Raw genomic sequence first — 25,934 nt, 5'->3', positions numbered from 1 at the left:
CCGCACCGGGCCCTGTCAACCACCCTGTTGAGCTGGCTATTCATACCGCAGTGCCAGGATTGGGTCGATCTGGCTCGCCCGCCGCGCGGGAATCATCCCCGCCGCCGCCGATACCAGGGTCAGCAGCGCCATGGTCGAGACGGCCATCCATGGATCGTTCGGCTCGATGCCGAACAACTGCGACGACACGTACCGCCCCAGGGCAATCGCCGCGGGGACGCCGACCACCAAGCCAATGACCAGCAGCAGCAGGACTTCCTTCATCACCAGCCAGACCAAGGACGCCGGCTCGGCGCCGAGCGCCAGCCGCAGGCCCAGCTCCTTCTTGCGGCGGGCCACGATGAACGCCATTACGCCGTAGAGGCCAACCGAGGCCAGCAGCGTCGCCAGCAAGCCGAAGCCGGCCGACAGCATGGCGATCAGGCGATCGCTCAACAGCGTTTCGTCGAGCTGGCCCTGCAGCGTCTTTATGCCGAATACCGGCATGCCGGCATCCAGCCGCTTGACCTCGCTTCGCACCAGGTTGAAAGCGCTGCTCGACGCATCGGTCGTGCGCATGTAGAAGGCCACGCCGCCGCGACCCCAGCTGGGAATGAACACCTGGCGGCGTACCCCTTCGCGCGGGCCTTCGTAGAGCGAATCGGCGACCACCCCGACGATCTGAATCGTCAGTTTGGCCTCGGGCCCCGGACCGAAGCCGACGTGCCGGCCAACGGCGCTCTTGTCGCCGAAGAAATGCCGCGCGAACTTCTGGTTGACGATGGCAACCGTGGCGTCTTGCTTCGCATCGGCACGGGTGAAGTCGCGGCCCTCGATGAACGGGATGCCCATGGTCTGGAAGTACCCGGGCGACAGCGAGTTCATGAACGCCTGCATGTCCTCGCCTTCCTCGGCTTGGTGGCCCTCGACCGACATGGTGCTGTCCCATTCATCGCCGGCGAGGATCGACACCGACGCGGTGCCGGCCGACTTCACGCCGGGCGACGAGTTGAGGCGATCGAGCAATTCGCGGTAGAAGTTCACGCCCTGCTGGTTCTCGTAGCCGCTGAGCGCGGGGTTCAGCCGAAACGTCACCAGGTTGTCGAGTACAACACCGGTGTCGGTGGTCTGCAGGTTCTGCAGGCTGCGCACGAACAGGCCGGCGCCAAACAGCAGGAGGAAGCTGAGCGCGACCTGCGCTGCGACCAGGCCCTTGCGCAGGAACAAAGATCCGCCCGACCCGGCAATGCCGCCCACGGTGTCCTTGAGCGTGCCCCACTGATCGGGATTACTTGCCTTCAGTGCGGGCAGCAGGCCAAACACCACGCCGGTCAGCAGCGTCAGCGAGAACGTGAACAGCAGGATGCGCAGATCCGGGGTCGGCTGCACCAGCAGCGGCTGGTCCGATGGAATCAGCGAGATCAGGCCGCGGGTGAGCGCGACCGACAACAGGATGCCGGCCGAGCCGCCGATGAATGACAGGAGCACGCTTTCGGTCAGCAACTGCCGCACCAGCTGTCCGCGGGTCGCGCCGAGCGACAGCCGCACGGCAATTTCCTTCTGGCGCATGAAGCCGCGGGCGATCAGCAGGTTGGCGACGTTGGCGCACGCGATCAGCAGAACGAGGCCGACCATCGCCATGAGCACGACCAGCGCAGTGGAGAAGTCGTTGCGCAGCGACGAGTACCCCATCGCCGCCGGCTCGACCTTGAGTTGCCCGGTCATGAAACGGTCGCGCACGAACTGGGTCCAGTTCTTCGCGCCGGGCAGCGTCATCTCGTGCTGGCGGATCTGCGTGAACAGGCCCTGCATGGGCGCCTGCGCGGTTTCGGCGGTGTAGCCTGGCTTGAGGCGCGCGAACACCTGCACCCAGCGCGTCCGCTCGTCGTTCATCCTCACCCATTCCCACTCGGGCACCACCACCGGCTTCATCTGGATCGGCACGCGGATCTGCGGCGAGCGCGCGGGATCGATCCCGGCAAAGCCTTCGGCCGAGACGCCGACGATCGACATGGGGTAGTTGTTGACCAGAATCTTCTTGCCGATCACGGCCGGGTCCCTGCCGAAGCGCGTGACCCAGTAGTGGTGGCTCAGCACCACCACCGGGTGGCCCTGGTAGACCTGGTCGTCTTCCTGCGAGTTGAAGACCCGGCCGAGCGCCGGGCCGACCCCAAGCATGGTGAAGAAATTACCCGACACCATCTCGACCTCGACCCGTTCGGTCTGGTTGTCAACGCTGATCGAGGCGGAGGCCAGCCGCCGCGCCAGGACCTCGGCCAGCGGCTCGCCGCGCTTCCGGTACTCCTCGTAGATGGGATACGAGTGCATGCGCGAGCCCATGTTGCTGCCGCTGTGCGGACCCTGCTGGTGGAGCATGACCAGCTCATCCGGGTTCTTGACCGGGAGCTTGCGCAGCAGGATCTGGTCGATCAGTGTGAAGATCGCCGTATTGGCGCCAATTCCCAGGGCCAAGGACAGGACGGCGACGATCGAGAACAGCGGGCTGCGGAACAGGCCGCGGACGGCGAGCTTCAGGTCGTTCATTACGCGGGGTTAGACGGGTCGCCCCGGTCCGGGGTTGGGACGGCCACCCCCGCTATCGCGCGCGGGCCTTGCCGCCGCGCACGCTGACCATCAGCTTGACGATCTCTTCCAGCACGCTCGGCTCGAGCCCTTCGGTATGGCCCTTGTCGAGCCGCACGAAGTCGGCGACGACCCGGCCATCACGGCACTTCGGGTAGATATAGGCTTCGGAGGTGCCCGGCCGCGCATGCCTGGTCGGTGGCGGTCACATAGCCGGCGCGGGAGTCGACGATGTCGGCGCGGCGTAGGCGGTACTTGTCCTTGAGGTCAACGATCGGGAAGTGCCAACCCTGAACCGATTCGGACCGTCTTACGTAATCAAAAGCTAGGGTGCCTAGGGTGCCTAAGGTGCCTAGGGTGCCAGGGTGCCAGGGTGCCAGGTGCAGATAATTGGCCGGAGGGGTCATGTCGTTTTTGAATCGTCTGTTGGGGAAGAGCGAATCGCCGAAGCAGCGCGTCCAGGTCTGCGTCGAATGTGGCATGCCGGTGGCAGACCACAAGCAGTGGTGCTCGATCCTTCAGGGCCAGAACGAGATGAAGCTGAAGGCGGCCGAAAAGCAATCCGCCTGATCAGTGTGCCGCTGGCACGGGAGTCGCAATGACCCAAAGGCCCCGGAGGCCCATGTGTCACAGCGTCCCGACGACGAGTCTGCTGATTCCGATCCGTTGCTGTTGTTCGCGACCGAGCCGCAGCCCGAAGCCGCACTCGCGCCGCAAGTCGAAATCCCGATAGAAATCGAACCGGCCCGCGCCACTCCGGAGCGGGCCGCGCTCGTTCACCGCGCCGAAACCGCCGAGCGCTTGCTGCGCGAATCAAGACGAGACGCCGCGGCACTGAAGCGTGAGGTGGCGACCTTAGTCAGCGCTGCCAAGGACAATCGCGCCCGGGCGCGCCGGTCTGCCGTCACCCTTGGTCTTGCCGCGGCCTGCCTGGTCGCGCTCGTGACCGTGGGTTGGCGTTCCATTCCTTCCGTGGCGCCACCCATTGTCGCAGCCGTCGAGCCGGCGAGGGCGGCGGCCGTTGACCCGCCGCCGGCCATCACGGAACCGGAACCCACGACGGAAGCCAGGCCCCCAGTTCCCGCTCCGAGACCTGTTGTTCGAGCGCGCGCGCCGCAGCGCACCGAACCCGAGCCTCGAGCACAGTTTGTCGGAACGCTGTCGATTGAGGCCGTGCCCACGGGCGGGGAAGTCTTCATCAACCGACGGAGCGTGGGCAAGGCACCCGTCCGCTTGTCGGGGCTGCGGGCGGGCTCGCACCTGGTGTGGATTGAGCGCGCGGGCTATCGGCGCTTCACTCGCGTGGTGACGGTGCCCGCGAACCAGGTCACGCGGGTCAGCGTGGCGCTCGAGCGGGACGATTCGCCCGTGCCGCGCCCTTAAGCTCATCCCGGCCAGTTTCTGCCCGCGTGAGAGGTCTCGGGCTAACGCGTTGCGATAAGCTAGCGGCGCCACTATGACCACCGCTTCCCCTCTGAGCGAGACCATGTTCGGCGCGAGCACCGCCCGCGCCCTGGCCACACCGGCCCTCATCCAGCAGATGATCGATTCGGGCGACGGCATCAGCGACCTGGTCCTGTCGCCGGGCCGGCCGCCGCAAGTGGAGCGCCACGGCGACCTGGTGCCGGTCGAGATTGCCGAAATGCCCATCTTGCGCGCCGAAGACACGGCCGGCGTCGCCTGCGACCTGATCAACGATAACCAATACCTGCTCGGCACGCTGAAGGACCAGGGCGCCTGCGACTTGTCGTACGTGCTGCCCGAACGGTGCCGCTTCCGCGTCAACGTCTTCCGCCAGCGCAACACCTACGCCATCGTCATGCGCATGATCGCGTCGCGCATTCCGAGTATTGCCGAGCTCAACCTGCCGCCGGCGATTGCCGATACGGCGACCTTGAAGAACGGCATCGTGCTGGTGACCGGGCCCACCGGATCGGGCAAGTCGTCCACGCTGGCCGCGATTATCGACCTCATCAACGAGAGCCGCGCTGAGCACATTCTCACCATCGAGGATCCGATCGAGTTCCTGCACAAGCACAAGAAGGGCACGGTCCACCAGCGCGAGCTGCATACCGACACGCCGACCTTCGCGCTGGCGCTGCGGGCCGCGTTGCGCCAGGCGCCGAAGGTGATCCTGGTCGGCGAAATGCGCGATCGCGAGACGATTGAGATCGCGCTGACGGCGGCCGAGACGGGCCACCTGGTGTTTTCGACACTGCACACCATTGATGCCTCGAAGACCGTCGAGCGCATCGTCGGCACCTTCGACGTGGCCGACCAGCAGGCGGTGCGCGCGCGCCTGGCGGCGTCGTTCCGCTACTTCATCTCGCAGCGGCTGCTGCCGAAGAAGGGCGGCGGGCGCATGGCGATCATCGAGATGCTGAAGTCCACCATGCGCACGCGCGAGTACATCGAGAACGGCGAGAAAGAAGGGCGCTCGCTGATCGACGCCATGCGCGACGGCGTGCTGGACGGCATGCAGTACTTCGACGGCGAGCTCGAGAAGCTGGTGCGTGCGGGCCTGATCGCGCCGTCGACCGCGTATCTCTACGCGACCAACGCCGGCAACCTGCGGGTGCAGCTGGCCGACGTGCCGGATGAAGATGATCTGATCATGAGATAGGCCTTAACAGGAGGATAGGAGTTCAAGAGGCATTTGATTTCCAAACTCTTTAACTCTTGATCTCCTGTTATTCCGATCTGAGCGCCTGCATCACATCCACGCGCGCCGCCCGCGCGGCCGGCATCAGCGACGCGAGCACTGCCGCGGCCATCAGGAGCAGCGCGGCGCCGGCCAGCGGCGCCGGTCCGGGCATGCTCAGCTCGCCGATGAACCCGCCGGCGAATCGCGCCAGCGCCAGCCCGCCAACAACGCCCGCGGCGACGCCGAGTCCGGCAATCACGGCGCCTTCAGCGAGAATCTTCGCCAGCAGGCTCGACGGCGTCGAGCCAATGGCCAGCCGCACGCCAAATTCGCGGGTGCGCGCGCTCACCGAGAAGGCCAGCACGCCGGCCACCCCGACCACGGCAATCGTGAGCGCGACGGCGGCGAAGCCGCCAAACACCATGGCGTTCAACCGGTCCGGCGCCAGCACTTCGGTGCGGACATCCTCGAGCGTGGCCGCTTGCTCCACCGGCTGCTCCGCCGACAGGTCGCGGATGAGCTTCGTGACCGGCGGCACCAGCGCGTAGGGATCGGTGGCGGCGTGCACGAACAGCCGTCCCTGGAACATCTCCTGCTCCATCGGGTGATAGACCGCGATTACCGGCTCCGCCACCACGTTCTCATCATCGAGGTCTGCGACCACGCCGATGATGCGGCGCGGGCCGTTGCTGACGCCGATGAACTTGGTGACCGGGTCGGTCCACATGAGGTTGCGGTTCAACGCTTCCTGGTTCGGGAACATTCGCTTGGCCAGGCTCTCGCTGACGATTACCACCTTCTCGCCGTCGGTGCGATCGTCGGCGTTGAAGTCGCGGCCGGCGATGATCGGCACGTTGAGCGCGCGGAAGAAGCCGGGCGACACGGTGCGGAACTTGGCGCGCGGATCGTCTTCGCCGTCGGCCTTGCGGTAGCCCTCGACCGTAAACTGCGCCGCAAACCATTGGCCGGCGTCGCGCCACGGCACCATGGTGCCGATCGCCACCGTCTCCACGCCGGGCAGTTCGCCGATGCGGCGAATGACCTCGCGGTAAAACGGCAGAATCAGCGCCGGCGGCCGCTCGTAGTTGACCGGCACGTTGAGCACCAGGACATTGCGGGTGTTGAAGCCCGGGGCCGTCGACTGCAGCGCAATCAGCGTCGTGACCAGCATGCCGGCGCCGGCCACCAGCACGAACGACGCGGCGATCTGCGTCACCGCGAACAGGCGCAGCCGGCGATTGGTGCCGCTCGTAATGCGGACGCTGCCGTTCGACAACCCGAGTCCATTCGAAGCCTCGGCCGAGGGCAACCTGGGCACGAACGCCAGCAGCACGGCCGCGATCAAGGCCAGGGTGACGCCGACCCACAGCAACGTGGCGTCAACGGTCAGGTCGAGGGCGCGTACCGAATAGCGTGACGCGTACCGGGCCAGGATCGCCACCATGGGCCGCGCGATCAGCACGCCCAGGATGGCGCCGGCACCGCACATCAGCAGGCTTTCGGCCAGCAGCGTCCGCCGCAGGGCCGCGCGGCTGGCGCCGAGGGCCGCGCGCACCGCCAGCTCGCCCTCGCGTCTCACCGATCGGGCCAGGATCAGGTTGGCGACGTTCGAGCAGGCGATGATGAAGATCAGCGCCGAGGCCGCCAGCAGGATCAGCAGCACGGTTCTCGCCGGCGACACGATCTGGTCGCGCAGCTGCACCGCGTTGATCTGGAAGTCGTCGTTCACCGGGTAGTCCTGGCGGTGCTCGGTGAGCATCGCGCCATGGGCGGTCTGCAGCTCGGCGCGGGCTTGCTCGAGGGTCGCACCGGGCGCGAGCCGGCCAAAGAGCTCTGTCATGCGGTGCACCCGCCCGTCCACCATGGTCGCGTCCATGTGGTGCGAGCTGGTGACGACGTTCGCCATGAGTTCGGTCTGCGCGGGATACGGAATGGACGGCTCGAGCACGCCGACGATGGTCACGGCGCGGTCGCCGAGCTTGATCACCGTGCCGACAACGGACGGATCGCTGTTCAAGCCCGTGCTCCAGAAACGGTGCGTCAGCACCGCCGTCGGCGCCGCCGCCGGACCGTCGTCTGTCGCGTCGAGCAGGCGCCCAGCCACCGGCCGGAGCCCCATCACGTTGAAGTAGTTGCCGCCCACCACGCCGGCCCGGACGACGCGAGGTTCGCCGAGGCCGACCATGGTGAACTCGATGGTGGAGAAGTCACCGAACGCCGCAATCGACTTCACCCGCGCGCGCAGATCCCGGATCTCGGGCACCGAGAAATTGGCATTCTCGGAGCCGCGACCTTTGGCGCTCTGGCGAATGTAGATCAACCGCTCCTCATCGTCGTTGACCAGCGGCTTGAGCAGCACGCCGCGGACCAGGCTGAAGATGGCCGCGTTTGCGCCGATGCCGAGAGCCAGGGTGAGAATGACCGTGATGGCCACTCCCTTGACCCGGCCGAGGGACCGAAGCGCGACGCGGAGATCGATGATGAAACTCATGACTGCTGCAACTCCTGGGTGAGGTCTTCGAGACGGTCGTAGACCGGCACCGAGAAACCGGCGCCAAGATTACCCCACCCGGCCCATAGACCGGCAGGGCGAATACCTGCGCATGGCGTTTGCAAAGCCGTCGCTCCGGGCGTAGAGTGCGCGCATGTTCCTGAAGCACGCCACCGCGACTGCCGTCCTGTCACTTCTCCTGGTGGGCACCATTTCGGGCCAGGCGCCGCGGGGCCGCGCCCTGGCGATCGAGGATTACTACCGCATCAAGACGATCGGCGATGTCTCGATCTCGCCCGACGGCACGCGCGTGGCCTATGCCGTGTCTACCCGTATCGAAGACGACAACACGAACGCCATCGAAACCTACATCGTCAACGTCGATGGCTCGGGCGAGCGGCGCATCACGCACCACGGCGCCAACGTCGCGAACCCGCGGTGGACCGACGGCAACCAGTTGTCGTACTCCCTCAACGCGCGCGTGGCCAGCGCGGTCTTCATCGGGCCCGGCGCGCCCGCCCCGGCGCCGAGCGTGCGAACGGTGGACGGACGGTGGCAGATCCCCGTGAATGCGGCCAACGCGACGCCGGTCGCGTCGCCGCCGGCGATGCCGGGAGTGCTGAGCGCCGACGGGCAGTGGCGTGCGCACGCGCAAGACGGCCCACGCCGTGCCACGGAGCCCGCCACGGGCACTGACTTCGAGAAGCGCCACGCCGACCGCTTCCAGGGCCGCACCTTCGACTGGATGCGCTTCCAGCAGGACGGCCAGGACTACCCGGTTGCCGACCCGCGCCTGCGACCGGCGGCCGAGATCACCGTCACGCCGGCTGCCGGCGGACCAGGCAAGACGCTGACGACGCTCGGCATGCGTCCGGCAAGTCTGGCGTGGCACCCGGACGGATTGCAGATCGCCTTCACCGCCGACGAGTCATGGCGCGACGAACAGTCGTACGAAGACCCCGACATCTACATCGTCACGACCGCGGGACAGGTCAGGAGGCTGACCGCCGACGGCTACGTCTGGAGCTCACTTGCGTACTCGCCCGACGGCCGGTTTCTGCTTGGAGAGCGCACGTTCGGCACCGACATGATCATCGAGCAGCGGCTGAACCATGGCGGTTCCAACGACCTCTTGGTGTGGCCCGCGGATGCGGCACCCGGCGTCGCGCCGCTCAACCTCACGGGCTCGTGGGACCTCGAGCCGAATGCGCCGCGCTGGTCACCCGATGGCCGCTACGTCTACTTCGTGGCCGAGAAGGGCGGCACCACCCACCTGTTCCGCGTGGCCGCGCAAGCAGGAGCCACCGTCGAGCAGGTGACGCAAGGCGAACGGCGCCTCGGCAGCATCACCTTTGACCAGTCGATGACCAGGATCGCGTACACGGTGGGGACTTACGACAGCCCGTCGGAAGTCTGGACCGCCAACCTCGACGGCTCATCTGAACGCCGTCTCACGAACGTGCACGCGGAGATCCGCGACGCCATCGGCATCACCCGCACCGAGCGGCAGACGTGGCGCAGCACCGACGGCACCACGATCGAGGGCTGGCTTACTTACCCGCATGGCTACGACCGCGCAAACGGTTTCTATCCGCTGGTGGTGTTCAACCACGGCGGCCCGCACTCGGCCGTCGGCTACGGCTTCAACTTCAAGCAGCAGTACTTCGCCGCGAACGGCTACTTCGTGCTCGATACCAACTTCCGCAGCTCAACCGGCTACGGCGACGCATTCAAGTGGGGCACGTGGGGCGCCTGGGGCACCAAGGACGGGCAGGATGTCGTGTCGGGCATCGACTTCGTGCTGGCGAACTACCCGGTCGATCGCGGCAAGGTCGCCACCATGGGGCATTCGTACGGCGGGTTCATGACCAATTGGCTGATCACGCAGTACCCCGATCGCTTTGCCGCGGCCGCCTCCGGCGCCGGCATCTCGAACTGGTTCAGCGACTACGGTACGGCCGACATCTATCGCACCAAGGAAACCGAGTTTTACGGCGCGCCGTGGAATGAACGCGCCATCGGGCCAATGATCGCCCAATCGCCGCTCATGCAGGCGGGCAAGGTGCGAACGCCGACCCTCTTCATCCAGGGCGAGCAGGACCAGCGCGTGCCTTACGAGGAAGGGGAGCAGATGTACTTCGCCGTGCGGCGGCAGGGCGTGCCGGCGAAGATGATCCAATACGCCGGCCAGCCTCACGGCATCAGCGGTCATTGGAACAACGTGCACCGCATGCTGAACGAGCTGAAGTGGATCGACTCGTACGTCAAGAACGGAACGGCTACCCCGACCGCCCAGAAGCAGTTTTTCGAGTAACGACGGGGTAGAACTTGGGGCGGCCGAGATGAGTATGATGGGAGGTCCAAACCAGGAGGCTCTGAATGGTTCGCAAAGTGTTGGGATTGATCGCCGGCGCCGCGCTGTTGTCGGCCACCGTGCTGGCGCAGACGCCGCTTCGGTCAGCGCTTCACGACTACCGCGTGGTCACCGTCGTGGATTCGCTGGTGCAGCCGTGGTCCATGGCGTTCCTGCCGGGCGGCGACATGCTGATTACCGAACGGCCCGGCCGCCTGCGCATTGTGCGCAACGGCACGCTGTTGCCCCAGCCGGTCGAAGGCGTCCCCGCCGTCTCGTACGCCAACCAGGGCGGGCTACTCGAGGTCGCGCCGCACCCGGACTTCGCGTCGAACCGAATGCTGTACCTGACATTCTCGAAGCCGCTGGCCGACGGCAAGGAAGCGACGACGGCGCTCGTGCGAGGCCGGTTCGAGAACGATCGCCTGACCAACGTGCAGCAACTGTTCGAGTCGGTCTCGAAGGGCCGCGGCCACTTCGGCGGCAAGATCGCGTTCGACGGCAAGGGCTTCCTGTTCCTGACCCTCGGCGATCGCCAGGTGCCACCGACGGGCAATCTCGAGGCGCATCCCGCGCAGGATCTGACCAACCATCACGGCACGATCGTTCGCCTGCATGACGATGGCCGGGTGCCGGCGGACAACCCGTTCGTCAGCCGCGCCGGTGCGCGCCCGGAGATCTGGAGCTACGGCCATCGCAACGTCCAGGGCATTGCCGTCCAACCCGAGACCGGCGATGTGTTCGCGACCGAGCATGGTCCCATGGGCGGCGACGAACTGAACCGCATCCTGCCCGGCCTCAACTACGGCTGGCCGGTGGTCGGGTTCGGCGTGAACTACACGAGCGGCCTCGCGATCCACCAGGGCACCATGCGTGAGGGGATGGAGCAGCCGCGCCACATCTGGGTGCCGTCGATCGGCATTTCGGGCGGGATGTTCTACACCGGCGATCGCTTTGCGCAGTGGAAGGGCAACTACTTCACCGCGGGCATGTCCGGGCAACAGCTCGCGCGTCTCACCATGAAGGGCACGAGCGTCGTCAACGAAGAAACCCTGGTGCCGCAGATGGGCCGCATCCGCGACGTGCGGCAGGGGCTCGACGGTTTCATCTACCTGGCCATTGAAGACCGCGACGGCAAGCCGACGCCGATCCTGCGGATGGAGCCCGTCGAGCGCAGCACCAGATGAACAAGAGACCAGGAGATCAGGAGAAAAACTTTCCTCCTGATCTCTTTAGCTCCTGTCTAAAGATGTGGTGTCCGGCGTTAGCCGGACCTATCGCGCCAGAATCTTGCCGGCAAGCGCCTGCGTCAGCTTGCCGGCATCAACGACCGCGATGCCGTTGACGAAGACGTAGTCGATGCCTTCGGAATGCTGGTGCGGTTCGAAGAACGTCGCCTTGTCGCGAATGGTGGCCAGGTCGAACACCACCAGGTCGGCGGCGAACCCTTCGCGCACCTGACCGCGGTCGGCCAGCCGCATGATCCGCGCCGGCAGCGACGTGGCCGCTCGAATCGCGTGCTCCAGCGTGATGGCGCCGCGATCGATTGCGTAGTGCCGGATCTTCCGCGTGAAACTGCCGTAGAACCGCGCATGCGTGGCCGGTCCATCCGCCGGCAGGGCGATGCCGCCATCGGTGGAGGTTGCGACCCACGGCTGCTTCGCGATCAGTTCCATGTCGAACTCGGCCATCGAGAACCCTCGCATGCGCGCGCCGCCGTTGCGAGTGGTCAGGCCCTCCATCTGGATTCTGATCGCGGCTTCGACGGGATCGAGCTTCCACAGCCGCGCGATCTCCGCGAGCGACTTGCCGTAGAGCGACTTGTCGGTGAACTCGTAGACGGTAATGTTGTCGGCGCCGCCGCGGCGGCGGATCTCGTGGGCGATGTCGCCGCGCACCTGCTTGGCCGTGGGCGGATCGCCGAGCACGCGCTTCAGCATGGCCGCGCGATCGGTCGGCGGCTGGCCGCCCGCGGCTCCGGGCGCCCGCGTGGCCCACGCGGGGATCAGCACCGTTGAGCCGTCGGTGCCGCTGGTCGGGTACGGATACTGATCCGCCCACACGTCCACGCCTCGATCGCGAGCGCGTTGGATCAGTGTGATCGCCGTCGCGCTCGATCCCCAGTAGTGCTCGCCCTTGGCCTTGAGATGGGACGCGACCACGCGGGCGCCCGACTTCTCGCCAATCTCAATTGTTTCGCGCACTGCGTCCAGCAACGTCGGGGCGATGGGGCCGTCCTGGCTCGGCACGTACCACAGCGGGTCGCTGCCCTCGCTGCGCTCGTGCGAGATGTAGACGCCGTCAACCGCGGGTAGCTCACGTGCCAGCTCCACCACTTCGTCGGTCGTGCTCCAGCGCCCGGGGTCGTACTCGAGGCCCGCCGACAGGCCCACCGCGCCTTCTTGCAGGGCCTGCCGCACGAGCGCCCGCATCTTCTCGATCTCATCCGTCCGCGCCGGCCGTCGCACATCATCGCCCATGACCCGGCGTCGAACGGTGCCGTGACCGACCAGCAGCATGGCGTTCGGTCCAATGCCGTTGGTCTCGAGCTGCCGGCGCTGGTCGGCCACCGGCCAGGGCGAACGGCCGTCCTGATTGACGACAACGGTGGTGATGCCTTGTGAGACGAGGTTCGGTGCCGATCGCCGTACCGGATCCGGATCGCGGAACCCGCCCCGCGGGCCCGACCCATCGTCCGCATGCGAGTGGATGTCAATGAAGCCAGGAGCGACGTACTTGCCGGCGGCATCAACGACCCGCGCCGCCTGCGCGTTGGCGAGCGATCCCACGGCGACGATGCGCCCGTCCTGGATGGCGATGTCGGCCGGAAACCATGGGTTGCCGGTGCCATCGAGCACGCGGCCGTTGCGGATCAGCAGGTCGTAACGCGCCGCGGGCTGGGCGGCGAGCCCTGCGGTGAGGACGGCCAGAACGACGATCCCAATCGACGCAGTCCACGCTTTCATCGCGCCATTATCGGTGAACTCGGGACCTTGTCCTAACCCACCATCCAAATAGACTTTCTCCTGATCTCTTTAGCTCCTGTTTCGACGCTGCGTGGCGGCGTAGACGACAGTCGCGGCCACGACGCACACCCCGAAGCCGAGCCATTCATCGAATGTCAGGCCGGTAAGCAGCCACAGGATCACCGCGCACGCCAGCCAGGGCACGGCGCCGGCGGCCGGCACCGTGAACGCGGTGGCCGAGCGATCACCCTGCACGCCCAGCTGCCGCAACCGCCATGAGGCGAGCGCGCAGCCCAGGTATAGCGCCAGCGCCGACACATTGGCGAGAATCGCGAGCTTCTCGAACGTGCCGGAGATGGCAAGTGTCAGGCCCAGCAGCGACTGCGCGATGATCGCCGCTTGCGGCGTTCGGTGGGTCGCGTGCACGGTCGCGAGGGCACGGGGAAGGAACCCGTCCTGGGCCAGCGCAAACACCATGCGCGGAATCGAGAGCGTCATGCCGCCCAGGTAACCAAACATCGACAACGTGGCGCCGCCCAGCAGCAGCGCGCGGGCCCATCCGCCCATCGAAGCACCGGCGGCATCGGCGAGTGGCGAGACCGTGGCCTGCGCCAGGCCGTCGCCGAGAATGCCCTGCGCCACGGTCTGCAGCGCGAGATACAGGACGGTGATGCCCACCATGGCGAGGGCGATCGCACGCGGCACGGTCCGCGCGGAGTCGCGCACCTCGCCGCTCGGCACGAGCGCACACTCGATGCCGGCGAACGCGAAGATCAGCAGTAACGACGTGCGCGCGACATCCCCGGCGGCGGGCATCGCGGCGACCCGCAGGTTGTCGACGTCGATGAAGAAGAACCCGCCAATCGCAATCAGCAGCAGCGGCAACAACTTGGCGACGGTGGCGATCGAATTCAGCCGCACTCCCAGCGTGACGCCCCTCAGGTTGACGATGGTCCAGAAGCCAAAGGCCGCGACGAGGATGCCGATCTCCATGCCACGGCCGGCCAGGACCGGCACCAGCAAGCCGAGGCCCGAGGCGAACACCGTGGAGACCGCCGCCGTGGCAAAAGTGCCGAGCATCCAGAGCAGCACGCCAGAGAGGAAGCCCGCGTAGGGGCCGAATGCCGTGCCGACATAGGCGTATGGCCCGCCGGTGAGCGAAACGCGGCTGCCCGCGTCGGCAATGCACAGCACGATCAGGCCCATCGCGACGGCGCAGACCAGGTAGGCGATGGGCGCGGCCGCGCCGAGTGACCCCGCGACATTCGCCGGCAGCCTGAAAATGCCACCGCCAATGGTGATGTTGATGATGGCCGCGGCGAGGCCGAACGTGCCGATCACGCGGACGAGCGACTCGTTCCCGGCCGTGGATGAAGACATGGACCGGGATGTTATCGTGTTCACAGCAATGCGACTTTGGGATATTTCGCCGACGATCTCGGTTGCGACGCCGTGCTTCCCCGGCGACACGGCGTACGCGCAGCGGTGGAACGCGCAGATTGGACCGGGCTGCCCGGTCAACGTCAGCGCCATCACCCTCTCGCCGCACCTTGGAGCGCATGCCGACGCGCCGCTGCACTACGGCGCCGATGCCGCCGCGATCGGCAGCGTGGACCTGTCGCCGTTTCTCGGGCCCTGCCGCGTCATTCACGCCATCGACAAGGGCGCGTTGATCACGCCGGAGCATCTGGGCGATCCTTCCACCTTCGCGCGTCGCGCTTCGGCGGACAAGGAAGGGTTGCCTCCACGGATCCTGGTGCGGACCTGCCGGCGCGCACCGACGGAGTGGTCACCCACCTTCAGCGCCTTCGCACCGCAGACCATCGCCTGGCTGGCCAAGCGCGGGGTCCGGCTGGTCGGTATCGATTCGCAGTCCGTCGATCCGGCCGACAGCAAGACGCTCGACAGCCACCAACAGCTGCTGGCGCACGACATGCGCGTGCTCGAGAACCTGGTGCTCGACGATGTGGACGAGGGTGATTACGAGCTGATCGCCCTGCCGCTGAAGCTCGCGACTGCCGATGCCTCGCCGGTGCGCGCCGTCCTGCGGTCGCTGCCATGACCCGCGACGAATGCCTCGCCCGTGATGCGGCCGATCCCCTTGCGCCCCTGCGCGCGCAGTTCGACCTGGCCGGCGCCGACGCCGAAGGCGTCATCTACCTCGACGGCAACTCGCTTGGCGTCCTCCCCGCCGCCACCGCCGCCCGCGTCGCTGCGGTGGTGCAGGACGAGTGGGGCGTCGGCCTGATCCGCAGTTGGAACCACGCCGGTTGGATCGACCTGGGCCAGCGCATCGCCGCCAAGATCGCGACGCTCGTCGGCGCCGGTCCCAGCGAGGTCGTCGTCGCCGACTCCACCTCGGTAAATCTCTACAAGGTCTTGAGCGCCGCCATCGCGATTGCGAAGGCGAGCGCGCCGCCGCGCACGGTAATCGTGTCGGAACGGACCAACTTTCCGACCGACCTTTACATTGCCGACACGCTCGCGCGCGCGCATGGCTTCGAGCTCGTCCTCGCCGATGCGGACACCATCCCCGCGCTGCTCGATCGTCGCACCGCCATCCTGATGCTGACGCACGTCAACTACCGCACCGGCCGCATGCACCGCATGGCCGAGGTCACGAAGGCCGCGCACGCTGCCGGTGCGTTGGTGGTGTGGGACCTGGCCCATTCGGCGGGCGCCGTGCCCGTGGATCTCACCGGCGCCGATGCTGACTTCGCGGTGGGATGCGGCTACAAGTACCTGAACGGCGGCCCCGGTGCTCCGGCGTTGGCGTGGGCGCATCCCCGTCACGTGGCGTGGATGGACCGCGAGCAGTGGCGCCAGCCGCTATCGGGATGGCTGGGTCACGCGGCCCCGTTCGCGTTCACGCCCGACTATCGGCCCGGGCCGGGGATGTCGCGATTCATGTGCGGCACGCCGCCCATGTTGTCGCTGGCGGCGCTCGAGTGCGGGGTTGACACGGTGTTGGCGGCGGAGCCATTCGGCGGCATGGCGGCAGTTCGCGAGAAGTCGATCGCGCTAACCGACCTGTTCATCGCGCTCGTCGAGTCACGCTGCGCGGGTCACGGACTGACGCTGGTCACGCCGCGCGCGCCGGCCGACCGCGGCAGTCAAGCCAGCTTCGCGCACGCCACCGGCGGCTACCCGATAGTGCAGGCGCTGATCGCGCGCGGCGTGATCGGCGACTTTCGCGCGCCCGACATCCTGCGCTTCGGCTTCACGCCTCTCTACACAAGATTTGTCGATGTGTGGGATGCCATGGCCCATCTGGAACAGGTGATGACGTCGGGAGAATGGCGCGAGCCACGATTCAACGTCCGCGCCGCCGTGACCTAAATGCTTACAGGAGATCAAGAGACCAAAAGAAACTCTTGATCTCATGGCCTCCTGTTGTTTATTGCGATCTCGTACGACCGAAGCCTCGCCGCGTGATCGTAGATGTGCGACACGATGATCAGCTCGTCGGCCCTGGTGCGCTCGACGAACTCCGCCATCTGCGATTGGACAGTCTCGGGCGATCCGACAAACGACACGCGCGTTCCCTGATCGACAGTCGCCGTATCTGACGGTTCGCGCTCCCACTCTTTCGACGGCGGCGGCAGCGTCACAGGACGCCCGGCGCGCAAGGCGGCGAATGACTGCCTCCCAGACGAGGCCAGGAACCGGCCCTCGGCATCGGTGTCCGCGGCCACGACGTTGACGCCGAGCATCAGGTACGGCTGCGGCAGTTGTTGCGAGGGCTTGAACCGCTCGCGATAGATCGCCGAGGCCTCGCCGAGCAGCGCCGGCGCAAAGTGCGAGGCAAACGCGAAGGGCAGTCCCAGGGCCGCGGCCACTTGTGCGCCGAACGTGCTCGACCCAAGGATCCAGATCGGCACGGCCAGCCCGCCGCCCGGGACTGCGCGCACCGCCTGGCCGGGCTGTGGCGCGTGGAAGAAGTCCATCAGCTCGATCACGTCCTGTGGAAACTGATCGGGATTGGCATTGAGCGTGCGGCGCAGGGCATAGGCCGCGGCGTGGTCGGTCCCCGGCGCGCGGCCGAGGCCCAGGTCCACGCGGCCGGGGAAGAGCGACTCCAGCGTGCCGAACTGTTCGGCCACCTGCAGCGGCGCGTGGTTGGGCAGCATGATGCCGCCGGCACCAATGCGAATGGTCGTCGTGGCGGCGCCGACCTGGCCAATCAAGACCGCCGTCGCCGCGCTGGCAATGCCGGGCATGTTGTGGTGCTCGGCGAGCCAGAACCGCCGATAGCCCCAGCGCTCCGCGTGCTGCGCCAGGTCGACCGTGTTACGGAATGCGTCGGCCGCGGTACCGCCCTCGATGATGGGACACAGGTCGAGAACCGAGAGTGGAACCATTCCACATCATGGCACTCATCGTGCACGCTGGAATCCGTCACGTCGACGAAAAGAGGGGCCTCCGCATGAGCTACATCAAGACATCCGATGGAACGAAGCTGTACTACAAGGACTGGGGCACCGGCCGACCGGTGGTGATGATGCACGGGTGGCCGCTATCGTCGGCGACCTTCGACGATCTGTCGATGGCACTGGCAGATAACGGTTTTCGAGCCATTTCTTACGACCGTCGCGGCTTCGGCCGATCGCACCAGCCGTGGGAGGGCTACGACTACGACACGCTGGCCGACGATCTTGCGGCCGTGCTGGAGCACACAAAGGTGAGCGATGCCACGTTGCTGGGCTTCTCGATGGGCGGGGGCGAGGTGGCGCGGTACCTGTCCCGCCATGGCACGTCGAAGGTGCAGCAGGCCATCCTGATTGCGTCAATCGTTCCCTACATGTTGAAGACGACAGACAATCCGAATGGTACCCCGCAGGCCATGTTCGACAAGATCGGCGCGGCTATCAAGGAAGACCGGGCGAAGTTCTGGTCGAGTTTCTTCAAGGGCTTCTACGGCGTGAGCACGGCGTCGCAGTCTGTGAGCGACGAGGTCCTGGAGTGGTCGCGCGATGTCTCGATGTACGCGAGCCTCAAGGCGACGCTCGAGTGCGCGAAGGCCTTTGGCACCACGGATCTGCGTCCCGATCTCGCGGCCTTCACCGTGCCCACGTTGATCATCCACGGCACCGAGGACAAGACGGTGCCGATCGATGCGTCGGCCCGCGCGGCGGCAGCAGGCATTCCGGGCTGCACGCTGATCGAATACGAGGGCGCGCCCCACGGGCTGCTGGCCTCGCACAAGGATCGGCTGATTGCTGACGTGCTGAAATTCGTCAAGCAGTCCGGCTAAAGCCGGACTCTACATCGATGTGGCGTCCGGCCTGATGTGGCGTCCGGCTTTAGCCGGACTATCTAGTTCGCGAACGCGGCAATACCGGTTTGTGCGCGCCCCAGGATCAGCGCGTGAATATCGTGCGTGCCTTCGTACGTATTCACGACCTCGAGGTTCACCAGGTGGCGGATCACCGCGAACTCGTCGGTGATGCCGTTGCCGCCCATCATGTCGCGCGCCATGCGGGCAATCTCCAGCGCCTTGCCGGCCGAGTTGCGCTTCAGCAGCGACGTGAGCTCCACCGCCGCCGTGCCTTCGTCCTTCATGCGGCCCAGGCGCAGGCAACCCTGCAGGCCGAGCGCGATCTCGGTCTGCATGTCGGCGAGCTTTTTCTGGATCAACTGGTTGGCCGCGAGCGGCCGGCCGAACTGCTTGCGCTCGAGCACGTACTCACGTGACCGCAGCCAGCAGTCTTCGGCAGCGCCGAGCGCGCCCCACGAAATGCCGTAGCGGGCGCTGTTGAGGCAGGTGAACGGCCCCTTCAGGCCCTTGATGTCGGGGAACGCGTTCTCTTCGGGGCAGAACACGTTGTCCATCACCACTTCACCGGTGATGCTCGTGCGCAGGCCGACCTTGCCGTGGATCGGCGGGGCCGTCAGGCCCTTCATGCCCTTCTCCAACACGAATCCCCGAATCTCGCCCGCATCGTCTTTTGCCCAGATGATGAAGACGTCGGCGATCGGGCTGTTGCTGATCCACGACTTGGTGCCGGTGAGCTGGTAGCCACCATCCACCTTCTCGGCGCGGGTCGTCAGGCTGCCGGGATCGGACCCCGCGTTCGGCTCGGTCAGCCCGAAGCAGCCAATCCACTCGCCGGTGGCAAGCTTGGGCAGAAACTTCTTCTTTTGAGCCTCGGTGCCGAATTCGTTGATGGGCACCATCACGAGCGAGCCCTGCACGCTCATCATCGAGCGGAAGCCGGAGTCCACGCGTTCGATCTCGCGCGCCACCAGCCCGTAGGCGACATAGCCAAGCCCAGCGCCGCCGTAGGCCTCCGGGATGACAATGCCGAGCATGTCGAGGGCGCCCAGCTCGCGGAAGATCGACGGGTCGTTCTGTTCCTTGCGGAACATCTCGAGCACGCGCGGCGCCAGCTTGTCCTGGCAATAGGCGTGGGCGCTGTCGCGCACCATGCGCTCTTCGCTGGTCAGCTGCTGATCGAGGAGGAACGGGTCGCTCCAGTCGAAACGGGTCTTGGTGGTAGCCATCAGCAATATCGTCCCCTTTCCTCAAGTTGGAAACCACTACTTTCTTATATTGGATATGAGACGGCCTCTACCTATTCACTATCGTCATGAACAACGCCGACCTCGAGTGCGCGACGAGGGCGTCGGCGTGGACGTCACCGATCACGGTGAAGACCAGGACGCGGTCACGCCAGTGCCGGCCATCGAGTAACGGGGTCCATGCCCATATCGCATGCTAAAGATAAATAGATTGCGCTTTGGTTATGCTTGGCCTTCCTCTCTAATACCGACCAGGGAAATGGGTGCACACCAGCAGCGGTCTCTATATCGATCGAGCGACGAGCACGATGCCTGTGGCGTTGGCTTCGTCGCGCACATCAAGGGCGTCCGTTCGCACGCGATAGTCCGCCAAGCGCTCGACCTCCTCATCAACCTCGAACATCGCGGCGCCTGCGGCTCGGACCCCGACACCGGAGATGGCGCCGGCATCCTCGTGCAGATGCCCGACCGGTTTCTGCGCAAAACCGTGCAGTTCCTGCTGCCGTCGGCGGGTGCATACGGCGCCGGCCTGGTGTTCCTGCCGCACGACCACAAGGTGCAGGCGCAATTGCGGGCCCTCGTGCATCGCATTGCCGTCGAGGAAGGGCTGGCCGTGCTGGGCTGGCGCCCGGTGCCGACCAACCTGGCCAAGATCGGCACGAGCGCGGCGGCCGTCGCGCCGGTGTTCGAGCAGTTGTTCATGTGCTCGGCCGACACCGGGCCGCGCACGACCGGCCCGGCCTTCGAGCGGCAGCTCTACCTCGCGCGCAAGCGGATCGAGCACGAACTGGCGACGTTGAACCTGGCGCCGCAGCACCGCCGCGACTTCTACATCGCCAGCCTGTCGGCCGGCACGCTGATCTACAAGGGCATGCTCACGGCGACGCAGATCGAGGGAATGTTCCCCGACCTGTCGGATCCGGCCTTCGACTCCGCGCTCGCGCTCGTGCACCAGCGCTTCTCGACCAACACCTTCCCGTCGTGGCCGCTGGCGCATCCCTACCGCTACGTCGCGCACAACGGCGAGATCAACACGCTGCGCGGCAACGCCAACTGGATGAAGGCGCGCGAGGGCCTGCTGCAGTCGGCGGTGTTCGGCGACGACCTGCAGAAGGTGCTGCCGGTGATCGTGCCCGGGGGCAGCGACACGGCGACCTTCGACAACGTGCTCGAGTTCCTGGTGATGTCAGGGCGGACGCTGCCGCACGCGGTGCTGATGATGATCCCTGAGCCGTGGACCGGCAACCCCGCCATGGATCCCGCGGTGCGCGCGTTCTACGAGTACCACGCGTCGCTGATGGAGCCGTGGGACGGACCCGCCTCGATCACGTTCACCGACGGCACGCTGATCGGCGCGGTGCTCGACCGCAACGGCCTGCGGCCATCGCGCTACTGCATCACCAAGGACGACCTCGTCATCATGGCCTCGGAAGTCGGCGTCCTCGACATCCCCGCCGACAACATCGTCCGAAAAGACCGCCTGCGGCCCGGCAAGATGCTGCTGATCGACACCGCCCAGGGCCGCATCATCAGCGACGAGGAGATCAAGCAGACATTGGCGAGTGAGCAGCCCTACGGCGACTGGCTGCGGCAGAACCAGGTGGACATCGAGAACCTGCCCACCGCCGCCGCCGAGCGGCCCGACCACCAGACGGTGGTCCGCCGGCAGCAGGCGTTCGGCTACACGCAGGAAGACTTGCGCGTGCTGATGACGCCGATGGCGCAGAACGGCGAAGAGGCGATTGGGTCGATGGGCACCGACACGGCGATCGCGGTGCTGTCGGACCAGCCGCGCCTGCTCTACGACTACTTCACGCAGCTCTTCGCACAGGTCACCAACCCGCCGCTCGACGCGATTCGCGAAGAGCTGGTCACGTCGATGGGGTCAACCATCGGGCCCGAGGGCAACCTGCTCGACCCGACGCCGGCCAACTGCCGCCAGATCAAGGTCGAGTTCCCGGTGCTGCACAACGACCAGGTAGCCAAGCTTCGGCACCTGCCGCCGGGCTCGCCGTTTCGCTCGACGACGCTGCCGCTGCTGTACAACCCGGATGACGACGGCCCGGGGCTCGAGCGGGCGATGGCGGAGTTGTGCCGCAAGGCGAGCGCCGCGGTCGCCGCCGGCTACGGCATCCTGATCTTGTCGGACCGCGGTGTTGACGCGAAGCACGCGCCCATTCCCAGCCTGCTGGCCACGGCCGGTGTGCATCACCACCTCGTGCGCGAGGGCACGCGCACCAAGTGCGGCCTGCTGGTGGAAACCGGCGACGCGCGCGAAGTGCATCACGTGGCCCTGCTGATCGGCTACGGCGCCGGTTCCGTCAACCCCTACCTGGCGTTCGAGACGCTGGACGACCTGATTCGGCAAGGGGCGCTGCCAAACCTGACCCACCACCAGGCGGTGACCAAGTACATCAAGGCGCTCAACAAGGGCGTGCTGAAGGTGATGTCGAAAATGGGGATCTCGACGCTGCAAAGCTACTGCGGCGCCCAGATCTTCGAGGCGGTCGGCCTCGACCGGCAGTTCGTCGAGAAGTACTTCACCTCCACCGCCTCGCGCATTGGTGGCGTCGGCGTGAAGGAGATCTCGGAAGAGGTCCGGCAGCGCCATGCCCGCGCGTATGGTGGTGCCGTCTCGTCGGCGTTGGTGAACGGCGGCGAGTACCAGTGGCGCAGGGATGGCGAGGTGCATCTCTTTAATCCCGACACCGTCTTCAAGCTCCAGCACGCCACCCGCACCGGCCAATACGCCATTTTCAAGGACTACACGCGCCTGGTCAACGACCAGAGCCGTCAACGCGCCACCCTGCGCGGACTGTTCGGCATGACGCCGTTCGGCCCGCCCGTGCCACTCGACGAGGTGGAGCCGGTGGAGCAGATCCTGCCGCGCTTTTCGACCGGCGCCATGTCGTACGGATCGATCAGCAGCGAGGCGCACGAGACGCTGGCCATTGCCATGAACCGGATGGGCGCCAAGTCGAACACCGGCGAGGGCGGCGAGGATCCGGCGCGCTACGTGCCCGATGCGAACGGCGATTCGCGCCGAAGTGCGATCAAGCAGGTGGCCTCGGGCCGGTTTGGCGTGACCAGCGAGTACCTGGTCAGCGCCGACGACATCCAGATCAAGATGGCGCAGGGCGCCAAGCCCGGCGAAGGTGGCCAGCTGCCGGGCCACAAGGTCTATCCGTGGATTGCGAAGGTCCGTCACTCGACCCCAGGGGTCGGACTGATTTCGCCGCCGCCGCATCACGACATCTACTCGATCGAAGACCTCGCGCAACTGATCTTCGACTTGAAGAACGCCAACCCGGTGGCGCGCGTGCACGTGAAGCTGGTCGCCGAATCCGGCGTCGGCACCGTCGCTGCCGGCGTGTCGAAGGCGCATGCCGACGTGGTGTTGATCTCGGGTCATGACGGCGGCACCGGCGCCTCGCCGCTTACCAGCCTGAAGCACGCCGGCGTGCCGTGGGAACTGGGCCTGGCCGAGACGCAGCAGGTGCTGCTGATGAACCGTCTGCGCGACCGCATTGTCGTGCAGGTTGACGGCCAGATGAAGACCGGGCGCGACGTGGTGGTGGCGGCACTCCTGGGCGCCGAGGAGTTCGGCTTCGCCACGGCGCCGCTGGTGGTCATGGGCTGCGTGATGATGCGCGTGTGCCACCTCAACACCTGCCCGGTGGGCATTGCCACGCAGGACCCCGAGTTGCGCAAGACCTTCGGCGGCAAGCCGGAGTTCGTCGAGAACTTCTTCCACTTCATCGCGCAGGAAGTGCGCGAGCTGATGGCCGAACTCGGCTTCCGCACCCTCGACGAGATGATCGGCCGCGCCGAATGCCTCAACTTCGAACCGGCGGCCAACCATTGGAAAGCCCACGGCGTGGACCTGTCGCAACTGCTGCACGTCCCCGAGATGCCCGTGGATGCGGCCCGCCGGGCCACCTGTAAACAGGACGCGGGCCTCGACCAGGTGCTGGATCGCCGGATGATTGAGCAGGCGGCGCCGGCCCTGGAGCACCGCGCGCCGGTTGAGCTGTCGTTCGCCATTCGCAACACCGACCGGACCGTCGGCACCATGCTCGGATACGAAGTGACCAGGCGCTACCGAGGCGCCGGCCTGCCCGACGACACTATCTGGGTCGACTTCACCGGCTCGGCGGGCCAGAGCTTCGGCGCGTTCATTCCGCGCGGCATCACGCTGTCGCTGGCCGGCGAGGCCAACGACTTTGTCGGCAAGGGCCTGTCGGGCGGCCGCTTGATTGTTCGTCCACCCAGGAACGCCGCCTTCGCCGCGGAAGAGAACGTGATCATCGGCAACGTCGCGCTCTATGGCGCGACCAGCGGCGAGGCCTTTATCCGCGGGGTGGCCGGCGAGCGATTCGCCGTGCGCAACAGTGGCGCCCAAGCCGTGGTCGAAGGCGTTGGCGACCACGCCTGCGAGTACATGACCGGCGGCCGCGTGGTCGTGCTGGGCCAGACCGGCCGCAACTTCGCGGCCGGCATGAGCGGCGGCATTGCCTACGTGCTCGACACCGACGGCTCGTTCGCCCTGCACTGCAACATCGACATGGTGGCGCTCGAGCAACTCGAGGATGGTGCCGAGATCGAACTGGTGCGCAGCCTGATCGGCCGGCACGTCGAGTTGACCGGCAGTGCCGTCGGCGAACGGGTGCTGCAATCGTGGGCGACCATGCACAAGCAGTTCGTGGTCGTGATGCCGCGCGACTTCAAACGGGTAAAAGAGGCAGAGGCGAAAGCACGGGCCGAGTCCCGTGAGCCGGCGTTCAGCGACCTGGTGGCGTAATGCTTTCACTGAAGCACGGAAACACGGAAGCACTGAAGCAATCTTGGGAAGGTCAAAGGGTGTGTTCTGAAATCGGGTTTTCAGTGATCCCGTGGTTCCGTGATTCTGTGGGCCGCATTCATGGGTAAGCCAACCGGATTCATCGAGTTCTCGCGCAGCAAGCCGCCGTCGCGGCCGGTGGCGGAACGCATTGGCGACTACCGCCACGTCTACACGGCCTATCCCGTCGAGGACCTGACGCGCCAGGCGGCGCGTTGCATGGACTGCGGCATCCCGTTCTGTCACCAGGGCTGTCCGCTTGGCAACCTCATCCCCGACTGGAACGACCTCGTCTACAAGAACAACTGGCGGGCGGCCATCGAGCGGCTGCACCAGACCAACAACTTCCCCGAGTTCACCGGCCTGCTGTGCCCGGCGCCGTGCGAGGGGTCGTGCGTGCTCGGCATCAACAAGGATCCGGTCACGATCAAGTCGATCGAGTTGTCGATTGTCGATCGCGCCTTCGACGAAGGATGGATCGTCCCCGAACCGCCGGTCACCCGCACCTGGAAGAAGGTGGCCGTAATTGGCTCCGGTCCCGCCGGCCTGGCGGCCGCCGCGCAGCTCAATCGCGCCGGCCACAGCGTGACCGTGTTCGAGAAGTCCGACCGCGTGGGCGGGTTGCTGCGCTACGGCATCCCCGAGTTCAAGATGGAAAAGCGGGTGCTCGACCGCCGCCTCGAGCTGATGCGGGCCGAGGGGGTTGTGTTTCGCACCGGCATGAACGTCGGCGATGACGTCACGGCGCAGGACCTGCAGCGCGACTTCGACGCGATTCTGCTGGCCGGCGGCGCCGGTAGTCCCCGCGACCTCACGGTCCCAGGGCGGGAACTCACAGGCGTGCATTTCGCCATGGAGTTCCTGACGCAGCAGAACCGCAAGTGCCAAGGAGACGATGTAGGGGCGCACTTTAGTGCGCCCGAGATCACCGCTGCCGGCAAGCATGTCGTGATCATCGGCGGCGGCGACACCGGCGCCGACTGCCTCGGCACCGTGCACCGCCAGGGCGCCCTGTCAGTAACCCAGCTCGAACTGATGCCGACGCCGCCACCCGCGCGCGCCGACGACAACCCGTGGCCGCTGTGGCCCAAGATTTTCCGCACCTCATCCGCCCACGAAGAGGGCGGCGAGCGCGTCTACGCCGTCGCGACCACCGAGCTGACGGGCGACAGCGACGGTCGCGTCCGCACGCTGCATGGCCACAAGGTGAGCCGCGTCGTGACCAACGGCCGCGCGTCGTTCGAACCGCTGCCCGATAGCACGTTCGAGATGAGGGCCGACCTGGTGCTGCTGGCGATGGGCTTTGTCGGACCGGAGAAGAGCCGCCTGCTCACCGACCTCGACGTCCGCATGAACGACCGCGGCACCGTCGCGCGCGACGAGCAGTGGATGACGAACGTCCCCGGCGTCTTCGCTGCCGGCGACATGCAACGCGGCCAGTCGCTGATCGTCTGGGCGATCGATGATGGCCGGCGCGCCGCCGCCGCGATCGATCAGTTCCTCGCAACCACCAACTAGTCCGTACAAGAAAAAGGCCGGACACATTGCTGTGGCCG

17 protein-coding genes are annotated in these 25,934 nt (G+C 66.4%); 11 read left to right on the top strand and 6 right to left on the bottom strand.

Translation table 11 applies throughout. The annotated features are described in order from the left end of the window. Positions 1-36: 36 nt before the first annotated feature. A complete protein-coding gene (locus Q8T13_07415) occupies positions 37-2,523 on the bottom strand; it encodes an ABC transporter permease (protein ID MDP3717575.1) in 2,487 nt (828 codons plus the stop codon). A 444-nt stretch (positions 2,524-2,967) separates the two neighbouring features. On the opposite strand from Q8T13_07415, the gene Q8T13_07410 reads away from it, so the two are divergent. From Q8T13_07410 to Q8T13_07400, 3 genes are all read left to right on the top strand, one after another. Next, positions 2,968-3,132 (top strand): hypothetical protein, encoded by a 165-nt coding sequence (locus Q8T13_07410; protein MDP3717574.1) that lies wholly within the window; start codon positions 2,968-2,970, stop codon positions 3,130-3,132. A 54-nt stretch (positions 3,133-3,186) separates the two neighbouring features. Next, positions 3,187-3,945 carry a PEGA domain-containing protein gene (locus Q8T13_07405; protein MDP3717573.1) on the top strand — a complete coding sequence of 253 codons (759 nt, stop codon included), beginning with the start codon at positions 3,187-3,189 and terminating at the stop codon, positions 3,943-3,945. A 73-nt stretch (positions 3,946-4,018) separates the two neighbouring features. Next, entirely contained in the window at positions 4,019-5,185 is a 1,167-nt protein-coding gene (locus Q8T13_07400) for a PilT/PilU family type 4a pilus ATPase (protein MDP3717572.1), read from the top strand. A 67-nt stretch (positions 5,186-5,252) separates the two neighbouring features. On the opposite strand, the gene Q8T13_07395 is transcribed toward Q8T13_07400, so the two are convergent. After that, positions 5,253-7,697, bottom strand: a complete 2,445-nt coding sequence (locus tag Q8T13_07395; GenBank protein ID MDP3717571.1) for an ADOP family duplicated permease — start codon at positions 7,695-7,697, stop codon at positions 5,253-5,255. A gap of 154 nt (positions 7,698-7,851) precedes the next feature. Between Q8T13_07395 and Q8T13_07390 the strand changes: the two genes are divergently transcribed. Together Q8T13_07390 and Q8T13_07385 are read left to right on the top strand one after the other, a co-directional pair. Continuing rightward, positions 7,852-10,011, top strand: coding sequence for a S9 family peptidase (locus Q8T13_07390; protein MDP3717570.1), 2,160 nt, complete (start codon positions 7,852-7,854; stop codon positions 10,009-10,011). Positions 10,012-10,076: 65 nt separating this feature from the next. Beyond that, positions 10,077-11,237, top strand: a complete 1,161-nt coding sequence (locus Q8T13_07385) for a PQQ-dependent sugar dehydrogenase (protein MDP3717569.1) — start codon at positions 10,077-10,079, stop codon at positions 11,235-11,237. 87 nt (positions 11,238-11,324) lie between these two features. On the opposite strand, the gene Q8T13_07380 is transcribed toward Q8T13_07385, so the two are convergent. Next, the gene (locus tag Q8T13_07380; GenBank protein MDP3717568.1) at positions 11,325-13,016 is read right to left on the bottom strand and encodes an amidohydrolase family protein; all 1,692 of its coding nucleotides are present in this window, start codon (positions 13,014-13,016) and stop codon (positions 11,325-11,327) included. A 69-nt stretch (positions 13,017-13,085) separates the two neighbouring features. Continuing rightward, on the bottom strand, positions 13,086-14,396 hold the full coding sequence (locus Q8T13_07375; protein ID MDP3717567.1) for an APC family permease: 1,311 nt from the start codon (positions 14,394-14,396) through the stop codon (positions 13,086-13,088). 28 nt (positions 14,397-14,424) lie between these two features. Here Q8T13_07375 and kynB point away from each other — a divergent pair, with 28 nt between their 5' ends. Beyond that, positions 14,425-15,078, top strand: a complete 654-nt coding sequence (kynB, locus tag Q8T13_07370; GenBank protein MDP3717566.1) for an arylformamidase — start codon at positions 14,425-14,427, stop codon at positions 15,076-15,078. After that, entirely contained in the window at positions 15,075-16,355 is a 1,281-nt protein-coding gene (gene kynU / locus Q8T13_07365; protein MDP3717565.1) for a kynureninase, read from the top strand. The genes kynB and kynU overlap by 4 nt, the downstream gene beginning before the upstream one ends. A gap of 41 nt (positions 16,356-16,396) precedes the next feature. Here kynU and Q8T13_07360 read toward each other — a convergent pair whose 3' ends face one another. After that, positions 16,397-17,377 (bottom strand): LLM class flavin-dependent oxidoreductase, encoded by a 981-nt coding sequence (locus Q8T13_07360; GenBank protein MDP3717564.1) that lies wholly within the window; start codon positions 17,375-17,377, stop codon positions 16,397-16,399. A gap of 65 nt (positions 17,378-17,442) precedes the next feature. Here Q8T13_07360 and Q8T13_07355 point away from each other — a divergent pair, with 65 nt between their 5' ends. Beyond that, positions 17,443-18,270, top strand: coding sequence for an alpha/beta hydrolase (locus Q8T13_07355; protein ID MDP3717563.1), 828 nt, complete (start codon positions 17,443-17,445; stop codon positions 18,268-18,270). A 62-nt stretch (positions 18,271-18,332) separates the two neighbouring features. Here Q8T13_07355 and Q8T13_07350 read toward each other — a convergent pair whose 3' ends face one another. Then, the gene (locus Q8T13_07350; protein ID MDP3717562.1) at positions 18,333-19,520 is read right to left on the bottom strand and encodes an acyl-CoA dehydrogenase; all 1,188 of its coding nucleotides are present in this window, start codon (positions 19,518-19,520) and stop codon (positions 18,333-18,335) included. Between the two features lie 55 nt (positions 19,521-19,575). On the opposite strand from Q8T13_07350, the gene Q8T13_07345 reads away from it, so the two are divergent. The 3 genes from Q8T13_07345 to Q8T13_07335 all read left to right on the top strand — a co-directional run bounded on the left by Q8T13_07345 (position 19,576) and on the right by Q8T13_07335 (position 25,896). Further along, positions 19,576-19,710 carry a hypothetical protein gene (locus Q8T13_07345; GenBank protein MDP3717561.1) on the top strand — a complete coding sequence of 45 codons (135 nt, stop codon included), beginning with the start codon at positions 19,576-19,578 and terminating at the stop codon, positions 19,708-19,710. Positions 19,711-19,797: 87 nt separating this feature from the next. Further along, complete coding sequence (gene gltB / locus Q8T13_07340) at positions 19,798-24,339, top strand: glutamate synthase large subunit (GenBank protein MDP3717560.1); 4,542 nt, start codon at positions 19,798-19,800, stop codon at positions 24,337-24,339. 120 nt (positions 24,340-24,459) lie between these two features. After that, the gene (locus tag Q8T13_07335; protein ID MDP3717559.1) at positions 24,460-25,896 is read left to right on the top strand and encodes a glutamate synthase subunit beta; all 1,437 of its coding nucleotides are present in this window, start codon (positions 24,460-24,462) and stop codon (positions 25,894-25,896) included. Positions 25,897-25,934: the final 38 nt, after the last annotated feature.

It is taken from the genome of Acidobacteriota bacterium, from assembly GCA_030697165.1.
Taxonomy (GTDB): Bacteria; Acidobacteriota; Vicinamibacteria; order Vicinamibacterales; family UBA2999; genus 12-FULL-67-14b.
This window is presented reverse-complemented; position numbering and strand designations above follow the sequence as displayed.